This is a genomic window from Nocardioides iriomotensis (assembly GCF_004168035.1).
Taxonomy (GTDB): domain Bacteria; phylum Actinomycetota; class Actinomycetes; order Propionibacteriales; family Nocardioidaceae; genus Nocardioides_B; species Nocardioides_B iriomotensis.
In genome coordinates this window covers 92,388-102,516 of record NZ_SDPU01000028.1, presented here as the reverse complement: position 1 = coordinate 102,516, position 10,129 = coordinate 92,388, and the positions used below count along the sequence as shown (strand labels likewise).

Here is a 10,129-nt window from a genome sequence, read left to right as displayed (position 1 = left end):
GCTGCGGGGCAGCAGTCAGGCCGGCACCACGACCGGAGGTCCACGACGGGGAGCGGCGGCGGCGTGCCGGAGCGAGGCCGCCGGCCGTGGGGGTACGGCGGTCGCGGCCACGCGCGCGGGCCTTGCCGGGGGAGCCGCGAGGAGACGCGGCAGCAGGCGCCCGGCGAGCCGGACCACGACCTGCTCCTGCCACGCCAGCGCGAGCGCGGTGACGACCGCGGCGACGGCGTGGGCGAGCAGCATGCCGCCGTCGAGGGAGGCGAGCACGTGCTCGCCGTGCATCGGCATGTCCGCGGCGTGCGTGAACGCCAGGTGCAGCCCGACCTGCGCGAGCACCGCCCCGGCGACCGCGACAGGAAGCCGGACGCGCCGGTGCCGAAGCGCCACGGCCACGAGACCGACGGCGGCAGCGACGGAGAGCAGGTGGCCGGTGCCAGGGGTCGCGCCCCCGGCGGCGACGTGGGCCAGCCATGTGAACCCGACCACCTCGGCGACCGCGACCGGCACGCGCGCCGCAGCCGCGCGGGGCGCGGGCGGGCGGCCGGTCATGCCGGCCATTCTCCCGAACTCGACCCGATCGGTCGACATCGGGTGCGGACCCGAGCCTTGGTGGACCCGGGTCAGTCCTCGAGCTCGGCGACCACGGAGTCGACCACGGCGACCAGGTTGCCGTCGTTCTCCGCCAGCACCCGCCGCTGCCGCTCGTAGGACGCGCCGGTCTTGGGGATCTCGGCGACGAGCCGCAGCTCCTCCTCGCAGGCGAGCTCGCGGGCCAGCGGCGAGAGGCGCTCGAGGAGGTCGTCGAGGTCGTCGGTGACCAGCCGCTCGTTGCCGGCCGCGTCGAGGATGATCTCGGCGTCGAGCCCGTAGCGGGCGGCGCGCCACTTGTTCTCCTGCACGTGCCACGGCGGCATCGTCGGCAGCTCCTCGCCCGCGTCGAGCCGCCGCTCCAGGTCGACGACCAGGCAGTGCGTCAGCGCCGTGAGGGCCGAGAGCTCCCGCAGGTTGGACACGCCGTCGCACACGCGCACCTCGACGGTGCCCAGCGCGGGGGAGGGCCGGATGTCCCAGCGGATGTCGTTGATGTGCTCGATGACCCCGGTGCGGAAGGCGTCCGCGACGTACCCCTCGTACTCCGCCCAGGTCTGGAACTGGAACGGCAGCCCCGCCGTCGGCAGCTGCTGGAACATCATCGCCCGGTTGCTGGCGTACCCGGTGTCCTGCCCGCTCCACAACGGCGACGACGCGCTCAGCGCCTGCAGGTGCGGGAAGTGGTTGAGCAGCGAGGACACGATCGGCAGCACCTGGTCGCGGCGCCGCACGCCGACGTGCACGTGCAGTCCCCAGATCAGCATCTGGCGGCCCCACCACTGGGTGCGCGCGATCAGCTCCTCGTAGCGGTGGCCGGGCGTGAGAAGCTGCAGCGACCACTGCGCGAAGGGGTGCGTCCCGGCGGCGTACAGGTCCACGCCCAGCGCGTCGGCGGTCCGGCGCACGACCCGCATCGTCGTGGCGAGGTCGTCGACCGCCTCGCCGACGTTGTCGCAGATCCCGGTGACGAGCTCGACTGTGTTGCGGAGCAGCTCCTTGTGCAGCTTGGACTCGTCCACGACCGACGCCTCGCGCTCGTGGACCGCCTCGAACAGCTCCGAGGCGGTGTTCGACAGGTCGCGGGTGACCTTGTCCACGAGCGCGAACTCCCACTCCACGCCGACGGTGGGACGCGGGGAGCCGGTGAAGTCGACGCGCACGTGTCCATGGTGGCATCCCCGTCTAGCGCCTCCGCAGATGCGGCTCTATCATCACTCTCGTGCCGCAGATGAGAATTCGTGACGCCGCGACCTATCTCGGGGTCAGCGACGACACCGTGCGCCGCTGGGTCGACAACGGCGTTCTCGCGGCGACCGTCGACGAGGCCGGCCGCAAGGTGGTCGACGGCTACGAGGTCGCCCAGGTGGCCCGTAGCCAGGCGCACCCGCCGGCACTGCCGGACGGGACGGCCAGCTCGGCCCGCAACCGGTTCGTCGGCCTGGTCACCGACATCCGCACCGACACCGTGATGGCCCAGGTCGAGCTGCAGTGCGGCCCGTTCCGGGTCGTGTCGCTGATGAGCTCCGAGGCGGTGCGCGACCTCGGCCTCGAGCCCGGGTCGGTCGCCGTCGCGGTCATCAAGTCCACCAACGTCATCGTCGACACCGCGGAGGGCCTGGGATGAGGAAGCACCCGCGTACGACGGTCGGGCTGCCCCGGCTGGTCGGCCTGGTCGGCCTGGTCGCCACCGCGACCCTGCTCGCGGCCTGCGGGTCGGACGACGGCGCCGCCGGCGGTGCCACGGGTGACGGCGGCGGCGCCGAGCCCGTCACGCTGACCGTCTTCGCCGCCTCGTCGTTGACCGCGGCGTTCGAGGACCTCGCCGACCAGTTCGAGGCCGACCACGACGGGGTCACGGTCGAGCTCAGCTTCGCCGGCTCCTCCGACCTCGTCGCGCAGATCCAGCAGGGCGCACCGGCCGACGTGTTCGCCTCCGCCGACCAGGCCAACATGGACAAGCTGACCGGCGAGGACCTCCAGGGCTCCGACCCGGTCGAGTTCGCGACCAACACCCTGGAGATCGCCGTACCCCCGGACAACCCGGCCGGGGTCGAGTCACTCCAGGACCTCGGCGGCGACCTCAACCTCGTGGTCTGCGCGCCCGAGGTGCCGTGCGGCGCGGCGGCGCAGCAGGTGGCCGCGGACGCGGGGGTGGAGCTGAAGCCGGTCAGCGAGGAGCAGTCGGTGACCGACGTGCTCAACAAGGTGACCAGCGGCGAGGCCGACGCCGGCCTGGTCTACGTCACCGACGTGGCCGCCGCCGGCGACGCGGTCGAGGGGATCACCTTCCCCGAGGCCGACTCGGTCGTGAACGTCTACCCGATCGCCACCGTCGGCGACAGCGAGCACGCCGGCCTGGCCCAGGAGTTCGTCGACCTCGTGACCGGCGGCGAGGGGCAGAAGGTCCTCGACGGCTACGGTTTCGGAGCACCCTGACCCCCAGCACCCGAGGAGACCGTTGGCCAGGCACCAGCGCCAGGTCGGGCTGCCGCGCTGGTTGTTCGTGCCGGCGGCGGCGGGAGCGCTGTTCGTCGTGCTCCCACTCGTCGCGATCGTCGCGCGCGTCGACTGGCCGGACTTCCTCACCCTGGTCACCTCGGAGAGCTCGCTCGAGGCGCTGAAGCTGAGCCTGCGCACGTCGGCCGCCAGCACGGTCCTGTGCGTGCTGCTCGGCGTGCCGATGGCCGTGCTGCTCGCCCGCACCTCCTTCCGGGGGCAGGGCCTGGTCCGGTCGCTCGTCCTGCTGCCGCTCGTGCTGCCCCCGGTCGTGGGCGGCATCGCACTGCTGTACACCTTCGGCCGTCGCGGGCTCCTCGGCGAGTCGCTGGAGGTGCTCGGGATCCAGATCGCCTTCTCCACCACGGCCGTCGTGCTCGCGCAGACCTTCGTGGCGCTGCCGTTCCTCGTCGTCTCGCTCGAGGGCGCGCTGCGCACCGGCGGCGAGCGCTACGAGGTCGTCGCCGCCACCCTCGGCGCCCCGCCCACGACGGTCTTCCGGCGGGTGACGCTGCCGCTGGTGCTGCCCGGGCTGGTCTCGGGGGCGGTGCTGTCGTTCGCGCGGGCGCTGGGGGAGTTCGGCGCCACGATCACCTTCGCCGGGTCGCTGCAAGGCGTGACGCGCACGCTGCCGCTGGAGATCTACCTCCAGCGCGAGACCGACGCCGACGCCGCCGTCGCGCTCTCCCTCGTGCTGGTCGTCGTGGCCGTCCTCGTCATCGGTCTCGCCCGCGGACGGGCCACATGAGCCTCGCGCTCACCGCCGCCGTCGACGAGCGCGACCTCGACCTGGAGCTCGAGGTCGGCGACGGCGAGGTGGTCGCGCTGCTCGGACCCAACGGCGCCGGCAAGTCCACCGTGCTCGCCCTGGTCGCCGGCCTGCTCCGGCCGGACCGTGGGCGGATCACCCTGGCCGGCCGCACGCTCACCGACGTCGGCGCCGGCCACACCCGCACGTTCGTGGCGCCGCACGCCCGCCGCATCGCGCTGCTCGCCCAGGACCCGTTGCTGTTCCCGCACCTCGACGTCACCGACAACGTCGCCTTCGGACCCCGCTCCCGCGGCCGGTCGCGCGCGGATGCCGCCCGCACCGCCGCCACCTGGCTCGACCGGGTCGGCGCGACCGAGCTCGCCGACCGCCGGCCGGCCCAGCTCTCGGGCGGCCAGGCCCAGCGCGTGGCGATCGCCCGCGCGCTGGCCGCCGAGCCCGACCTGCTCCTGCTCGACGAGCCGATGGCCGCGCTCGACGTCGCGGTCGCGCCCGCGCTGCGGCAGATGCTCAAGCGGGTGCTGTCCGGGCAGTCCGCCCTGGTCGTCACCCACGACGTCCTCGACGCGCTGCTCCTCGCCGACCGGGTCTACGTGCTCGACGGGGGCCGCGTCGTCGAGACCGGGCCCAGCAGGCACGTGCTCGCGCAGCCGCGCAGCGCGTTCGCGGCCCGGGTCGCCGGGCTCAACCTGGTGGCCGGGCGCTGGCGCGAGGGGTCCGTGCACTCCAGCAGCGGGCTCCGCGTCGCCGGCCTCGCCGTCGGGGAGAAGCCCGCCGAGGGGGCGTGGGTCGCCGCGATCTTCCGGCCGGCGTCGGTCGGCGTCTTCCGCGAGCCGCCCGGCGGCAGCCCGCGCAACGCGCTGCCCGTCACCGTCACCGACCTGGAGCCGCGCGGCGACCTGATCCGGGTGCACGGGGTCGACCTGATGGCCGACGTCACGCCGCAGGCGGTCGCGGACCTCGGGCTCGCGCCGGGCGACCGGGTGCTGTTCTCGGTGAAGGCGACGGATGTGACCGTCTACACGTCCTGACGCGTGGACCGGCCCCGCGCGGCGCGGGAGAATCGAGCCCATGGGCCGGAGCGAACGCTGACGTGATCGCGTTCGTGCTGCTCGTCGCCGCCGGGATCGGCGCCGGCATCGTCGGCACGGTGGCCGGCCTCGCGTCGCTGGTGAGCTACCCGGCGCTGCTCGCCTTCGGCCTCCCGCCGCTCGCCGCCAACGTCTCCAACACCACGGCGATGACCGCGGTCGGCGTCGGCTCGTTCGTCGGCGCGCGTGACGAGCTGCGCGGGCACGGCCGGCGCGTGGCCGTGCTGGGCGCCGTGGCCGGGGTGGGCGCGGCGCTCGGGGCGGTGCTGCTCCTCGCGGCGCCGGCCTCGACCTTCGAGGCGGTCGTGCCGTGGCTGGTCGCTCTCGGCGCGGTGCTGCTGCTGTTCCGCGACACCGTGCGCAGGTGGGCGGAGCGGCGGCGTCGCGGCGAGGGGCGCGGCGACCGCCGTACCTTCGGGGTCGCGCTCACCGGTGCCGGCGTCTACAGCGGCTACTTCGGTGCCGGCGCCGGCATCATCGTGCTGGCACTCCTGTCGCTGCGCTACTCCGACTCGTTCCACGTCAGCAACGCGATGAAGACGCTGGTCACCGGGGTCGGCAACCTCGTCGCCACCGCGCTGTACGTCGTGGTGGCTCCGGTGTCCTGGGCGGCCGTCGTGCCGATCTCGCTCGGGATGCTCGTGGGCGGCGTCGCCGGCCCGCGGATCGCCCGGCGGCTGCCCGAGCGTGGCCTGCGGGTCGTCATCGGGCTGATGGGCCTCGGCCTCGCCGTCTGGCTGGCGCGGTAGCTCAGTCCCGCGTCCGCACGAGCAGCCACACCACCCCGACGGCGGCGGCCAGGAAGCCGACGGCGACCTCGATGAGCGATGCCGCCAGGCACATCGCCCCCATCGCCAGGGCGAGGACGGCGAAGGCGAGCATGGCTCCCCGCGTGGCCATGCTCACCCCACCCCGCCATACTGCCGACGGAGGTGGTCGCCGTGGTCCCGACGAGCGATCGCGGTCGGCGCCGTGCGCTGCCCGCCGCGCAGGTCGACGTCGTCGTGCGCGCGTCGCGAGTGTTCGGCTCGCTGATCGCCACGACCCTGGCGCAGGTGGAGCCCCCGGTGTCCATGCCGCAGTGGCGCGTGCTCGTGCTCGCCTCCGCGGACGGGTGCCACGTCTCGACCATCGCCGAGGACCTCGCGGTGCACGCGTCGAACGCCACCCGGATCGTCGACCGGCTGGTGAGCGCCGGCCTGGTGGAACGCCGGCGCGAGGACGCCGACCGGCGTCAGGTGCTGGTCACGCTCACCGCGCGCGGCCGTACCCTCTACGACGAGGCGATGGACCTCCGCCGGGAGCGGATCGAGGCGGTGATGTCCCGGCTCACCGCCGACGATCGCCGCAACCTGGTGGCTGCCCTGGACCGGTTCACCGAGGCCGCGCTGCAGGGGACCGGTCCCGCGAGGGGACCGGACCCCGGCTGAGCCTGCGCGACCGGTCAGGGGACCAGCACCATGAACGAGATGTCGTTAACCGGGGTGCTGCCGATCGCACCGCCGGTGCCGCTGGTCAGCCGCTCGGTCATCACCTGCACGCCGTTCGTGCCACAGGCGCCGGACCAGGCCGCCGAGTCGGTGCCCGAGTTGGCCGTGCCGCCCTCGCGTGACGCGAGCACAGCAACCCCTCGGTCGACGCCGGGCGCCAGCTCCAGACAGTAGGTGCCGGCCCCGGTCCGCGTCACCGACGCGACGTTCTTGGAACGCTCGGCGTCGAGCGTCGCGCCGTTCGCTCCGGCGGTCACCCGCGCGTAGGCGGAGACGGGCAGCGACCCGGCCGCGAAGTCGTCGGCCGTGAGCGAGCCGTCCTTCACGTCGCCGGTCCGCACCGTGCCGTTGGCGATGTTCCAGCTCTTGACCGACTGGGGCGCCAGGTCCTTGGCCTTGAGGGACTTGTTGTCGATGTCGCGTGACTGGATGGTGCCGTTGACGATGTCGGCGCTGGTGATCATGCGCGCGGCCTCGGCGACCATCGGGTTCGTGACGAGCAGGGCGGTCGCGGCAGCTGCCGCGCATCCCAGCGCGATCTTCTTTCGCATGGTGAGGGTCCCCCTCCGGGTCTCGTGGTTCACGTGTTCTCTCGTGCGGCACACGGACGTGCCTGGCCCCGTCGTCTCACGAACGAGGCGGCGCAGGCCATGCCGGAAGGGTAATAGTTGCTATATCGCAATCAAAACGACGATGTGACGGCGCCGCTCCGGCGGCGGGGGACGTCTGACTGTCGGGACGGGGTCGAGCGTCAGTCCGCGTCGTCGAACTGCTCGCGCATCGCGCCGGCGGCCTCGTCGATGATCGCGCGCATCGCCCGCTCGGCGGTCGCCGCGTCGCCGTTGCGGATCGCCCGCGCCACGTCGTCGTGCAACGCGATCGCCACCTCCTTGGGCCGCGCCGGCATCAGGTCGTGGTGCGTGCGGCCGGCGAGCACCTCGGCCACGACGTCGCCGAGGGCCCGGACCATCTCGTTGCCGCTGGCCTCGAGCAGCGCGCGGTGGAAGGCGACGTCGGCCACCAGGTAGGCGTCCAGGTCGCCGGTGCGGCCGTGCACCGCCATGTCGCTCACCGCCGCGGCCAGCGCCGAACACTGCTCGCGCGTGGCCCGCGACGCGGCGAGGGCGGCGGCCACCGGCTCGAAGCCGCTGCGCAGCTCGCTGAGCGACAGCAGCTGCGCGCTGCGGTCGTCGCCGTCGAGGCGCCAGCGGATCACCCGCGGGTCGAAGACGTGCCAGGCCTCCCGGGGCTGCACGGTCACCCCGACCCGGCGCCGGGATTCCACCAGCGACATCGACTGCAGCACCCGGATCGCCTCGCGGGCGACCGACATCGACACGGCGTACTCGCGGGCGATGCCCTCCAGGGTCAGCACCGTGCCGGTCGCCAGCGACCCGTCGACGATCCGAGCGCCGAGGGAGTCGAGGACGTCGCCGTGCAGTGCGCCGTGCGGGCGGACGGCCTCCGACTGCGTCGCAGTCGTGGGGTCGGTCGCCGTCATGCGGCCATCCTCCCAGCCGGATCCCGCTCAGGGAAGATCCGATGATTTCGGAGCAGGGTCTTGCAAAGATCATATCTTTGCGTCCAGACTGTGGCGGTCGTCACCCGGGTACCGCTGTTCCCGTTGTGCCGCTGTCACGGCCCGCCGCCACCGCCCCGCCGCACCGACCGAGCCAGGAGACCCCGATGCCCGCACCTCCGCAGCAGGCCGCGCCGCCGCTGCTCGTCGTCATGGGCGTCTCCGGATCCGGCAAGTCGACCGTCGGCGCCGCGCTCGCGCAGCGCCTCGGCGTCCCGTTCGCGGACGCCGACGACCTGCACCCGGCCGCCAACATCGCGAAGATGTCCGCCGGCCAGGCGCTCACCGACGAGGACCGCCGCCCCTGGCTGGACACCATCGGCGCGTGGCTCGCCGCCCACGACGAGCGCGGCGGCGTGATGAGCTGCTCGGCCCTGAAGCGCGGCTACCGCGACCAGCTCCGGCGGCACGCCCCGCGGCTGCAGCTGCTGCACCTGGACGGCAGCCCCGAGGTGATCCAGCGGCGCCAGGCCAGCCGGCCCGGCCACTTCATGCCGGCCTCGCTGCTGGCCTCCCAGTTCGCCACGCTCGAGCCGCTCGCCGACGACGAGCACGGCGTCGTCCTCGACGTCGGCCTCAGCGTGGACGCCATCGTCGACCAGTTCGTCAGCCAACCCGTCGCCCCCGAGGAGAACGCATGACCCCCCTGACCGCCACGTTCGCCGCGTCGACGGAGCCGGTCGCTCCGATCGCCGACGGGTGGCAGCTCATCGTCGCCGCCCTGCTGGGCATCGGCGTGATCGTCCTGCTGATCACCGTCGGCAAGGTGCACCCGTTCCTCGCGCTGATCTTCGGCGCGATCACCGTCGGTGTCCTGGCCGGCCAGGACCTGATCACCACGGACGCCACGCCCGAGGGCCGGGTCGACGTGCTCACCTCGTTCGCGACCGGCTTCGGCGCCACGGCGGCCGGCGTGGGCGTGCTGATCGCGCTGGGCGCGATGTTCGCCAAGCTCCTCGCCGACTCCGGCGGCGCCGACCAGATCGTCGACACGATCGTCGGCCACGCGTCGCCGCGGATGCTCCCGTGGGCGATGGCCCTGGTCGGCGCGATCATCGGCCTCCCGATGTTCTTCGAGATCGGGCTGGTCCTGCTGATGCCGGTCATCTACCTGGTCGCGCGGCGCGCGAACCTCTCGCTCATCACCATCGGCATCCCCGCCCTCGCCGGCCTGTCCGCGATGCACGGCCTGGTCCCGCCGCACCCCGGCCCGCTCACCGCGATCGAGAACCTCCAGGCCGACCTCGGCACCACCCTCGTCTTCGGCGTGATCGTCGCGATCCCGACGATCGTTGTGTCGGGCCCGCTGTTCGGCACGCTCGCCGGCCGCTGGGTGGTCGTCCCGGCGCCGACCCGCTTCGACGCCGACGAGCTCGCCGACCGGGGTCGCCGGCCGAGCTTCGGCATCACGCTCGTCGCCGTGCTCCTGCCCGTCGTGCTGATGATGGGCAAGGCGCTCGTCGACATCCTGGTCGAGGACAACACGGCTCCGGTCCGGGTCTTCTTCGACATCATCGGTACGCCGCTCGTCGCCCTGCTGATCGGCGTCGTCGCCGGCATGTTCCTCCTCGGCCGCGGCAGCGGGATGAGCTTCCCCACGATCTCCAAGGTGCTGGAGTCGTCGCTGCCCGGCATCGCCGGCATCATCCTCATCGTCGCCGCCGGCGGTGGCTTCAAGCAGGTGCTGGTCGACACCGGCATCGGCACGCTGCTCGCCGACTGGGCCAAGGGCGCGGACGTCTCGGTGCTGCTCCTCGCCTGGGTGCTCGCGGTGCTGATCCGGCTCGCCACGGGCTCGGCCACCGTCGCGACGATCACCGCCTCCGCGCTGATGCTCGGCGTGGTCGAGGGCCTGCCCGCCGGCGAGGTCTCGCTGGTCGTCCTGGCGATCGGCGCCGGCTCGGTGTTCTTCAGCCACGTCAACGACGCCGGCTTCTGGCTGGTGAAGGAGTACTTCGCCCTCTCCGTCGGCCAGACCATCAAGACGTGGTCGCTGATGGAGACGGCGCTGTCGGTCAGCGGACTGGTGTTCGTGCTGATGCTCGGCCTCGTGGTCTGACCCGGCCGTCGGACGGACCGCCCGCGGCGACCAGCGCGTCGCCGCGGGCGGTCC

13 protein-coding genes are annotated in these 10,129 nt (G+C 73.4%); 8 read left to right on the top strand and 5 right to left on the bottom strand.

Features of this window, described 5'->3' with window-relative positions; all coding sequences use genetic code 11:
• Nucleotides 1–15: 15 nt before the first annotated feature.
• Complete coding sequence (locus ETU37_RS15650) at nucleotides 16–549, bottom strand: hypothetical protein (RefSeq protein ID WP_129988284.1); 534 nt, start codon at nucleotides 547–549, stop codon at nucleotides 16–18.
• Between the two features lie 71 nt (nucleotides 550–620).
• A complete protein-coding gene (locus tag ETU37_RS15645) occupies nucleotides 621–1,751 on the bottom strand; it encodes a glutamate--cysteine ligase (protein ID WP_129988283.1) in 1,131 nt (376 codons plus the stop codon).
• Between the two features lie 68 nt (nucleotides 1,752–1,819).
• Between ETU37_RS15645 and ETU37_RS15640 the strand changes: the two genes are divergently transcribed.
• The 5 genes from ETU37_RS15640 (at nucleotide 1,820) to ETU37_RS15620 (ending at nucleotide 5,696) form a co-directional block, all read left to right on the top strand.
• A complete protein-coding gene (locus tag ETU37_RS15640; RefSeq protein ID WP_476703575.1) occupies nucleotides 1,820–2,215 on the top strand; it encodes a TOBE domain-containing protein in 396 nt (131 codons plus the stop codon).
• Nucleotides 2,212–3,027 (top strand): molybdate ABC transporter substrate-binding protein, encoded by an 816-nt coding sequence (gene modA, locus ETU37_RS15635; RefSeq protein WP_129988281.1) that lies wholly within the window; start codon nucleotides 2,212–2,214, stop codon nucleotides 3,025–3,027. Before ETU37_RS15640 ends, modA begins: the two co-directional genes overlap by 4 nt.
• A gap of 22 nt (nucleotides 3,028–3,049) precedes the next feature.
• On the top strand, nucleotides 3,050–3,835 hold the full coding sequence (locus tag ETU37_RS15630) for an ABC transporter permease (protein WP_129988280.1): 786 nt from the start codon (nucleotides 3,050–3,052) through the stop codon (nucleotides 3,833–3,835).
• Entirely contained in the window at nucleotides 3,832–4,887 is a 1,056-nt protein-coding gene (locus ETU37_RS15625; RefSeq protein ID WP_129988279.1) for a sulfate/molybdate ABC transporter ATP-binding protein, read from the top strand. Before ETU37_RS15630 ends, ETU37_RS15625 begins: the two co-directional genes overlap by 4 nt.
• A gap of 62 nt (nucleotides 4,888–4,949) precedes the next feature.
• Nucleotides 4,950–5,696 (top strand): sulfite exporter TauE/SafE family protein, encoded by a 747-nt coding sequence (locus ETU37_RS15620; RefSeq protein ID WP_129988278.1) that lies wholly within the window; start codon nucleotides 4,950–4,952, stop codon nucleotides 5,694–5,696.
• 1 nt (nucleotide 5,697) lies between these two features.
• On the opposite strand, the gene ETU37_RS23280 is transcribed toward ETU37_RS15620, so the two are convergent.
• Nucleotides 5,698–5,847 (bottom strand): hypothetical protein, encoded by a 150-nt coding sequence (locus tag ETU37_RS23280; protein ID WP_165372551.1) that lies wholly within the window; start codon nucleotides 5,845–5,847, stop codon nucleotides 5,698–5,700.
• 41 nt (nucleotides 5,848–5,888) lie between these two features.
• On the opposite strand from ETU37_RS23280, the gene ETU37_RS15615 reads away from it, so the two are divergent.
• Nucleotides 5,889–6,377, top strand: a complete 489-nt coding sequence (locus ETU37_RS15615) for a MarR family winged helix-turn-helix transcriptional regulator (protein ID WP_165372550.1) — start codon at nucleotides 5,889–5,891, stop codon at nucleotides 6,375–6,377.
• Nucleotides 6,378–6,391: 14 nt separating this feature from the next.
• Here the strand turns inward: ETU37_RS15615 and ETU37_RS15610 are convergent, their stop codons facing one another.
• Together ETU37_RS15610 and ETU37_RS15605 are read right to left on the bottom strand one after the other, a co-directional pair.
• A complete protein-coding gene (locus tag ETU37_RS15610; RefSeq protein WP_129988276.1) occupies nucleotides 6,392–6,988 on the bottom strand; it encodes a hypothetical protein in 597 nt (198 codons plus the stop codon).
• 200 nt (nucleotides 6,989–7,188) lie between these two features.
• Nucleotides 7,189–7,938, bottom strand: coding sequence for a FadR/GntR family transcriptional regulator (locus tag ETU37_RS15605; RefSeq protein ID WP_129988275.1), 750 nt, complete (start codon nucleotides 7,936–7,938; stop codon nucleotides 7,189–7,191).
• Between the two features lie 185 nt (nucleotides 7,939–8,123).
• On the opposite strand from ETU37_RS15605, the gene ETU37_RS15600 reads away from it, so the two are divergent.
• Both ETU37_RS15600 and ETU37_RS15595 read left to right on the top strand, forming a co-directional pair.
• A complete protein-coding gene (locus tag ETU37_RS15600; protein ID WP_129988274.1) occupies nucleotides 8,124–8,657 on the top strand; it encodes a gluconokinase in 534 nt (177 codons plus the stop codon).
• Nucleotides 8,654–10,075, top strand: a complete 1,422-nt coding sequence (locus ETU37_RS15595; protein WP_129988273.1) for a GntP family permease — start codon at nucleotides 8,654–8,656, stop codon at nucleotides 10,073–10,075. The genes ETU37_RS15600 and ETU37_RS15595 overlap by 4 nt, the downstream gene beginning before the upstream one ends.
• Nucleotides 10,076–10,129: the final 54 nt, after the last annotated feature.

Excerpts from the sequence above, each read along its gene's own strand:
- ETU37_RS15650 (WP_129988284.1), bottom strand. The coding sequence starts at position 549 with ATGACCGGCCGCCCGCCCGCGCCCCGCGCGGCTGCGGCGCGCGTGCCG.
- ETU37_RS15640 (WP_476703575.1), top strand. The coding sequence starts at position 1,820 with ATGAGAATTCGTGACGCCGCGACCTATCTCGGGGTCAGCGACGACACC.
- modA (WP_129988281.1), top strand. The coding sequence starts at position 2,212 with ATGAGGAAGCACCCGCGTACGACGGTCGGGCTGCCCCGGCTGGTCGGC.
- ETU37_RS15625 (WP_129988279.1), top strand. The coding sequence starts at position 3,832 with ATGAGCCTCGCGCTCACCGCCGCCGTCGACGAGCGCGACCTCGACCTG.
- ETU37_RS23280 (WP_165372551.1), bottom strand. The coding sequence starts at position 5,847 with ATGGCCACGCGGGGAGCCATGCTCGCCTTCGCCGTCCTCGCCCTGGCG.
- ETU37_RS15610 (WP_129988276.1), bottom strand. The coding sequence starts at position 6,988 with ATGCGAAAGAAGATCGCGCTGGGATGCGCGGCAGCTGCCGCGACCGCC.
- ETU37_RS15605 (WP_129988275.1), bottom strand. The coding sequence starts at position 7,938 with ATGACGGCGACCGACCCCACGACTGCGACGCAGTCGGAGGCCGTCCGC.
- ETU37_RS15600 (WP_129988274.1), top strand. The coding sequence starts at position 8,124 with ATGCCCGCACCTCCGCAGCAGGCCGCGCCGCCGCTGCTCGTCGTCATG.
- ETU37_RS15595 (WP_129988273.1), top strand. The coding sequence starts at position 8,654 with ATGACCCCCCTGACCGCCACGTTCGCCGCGTCGACGGAGCCGGTCGCT.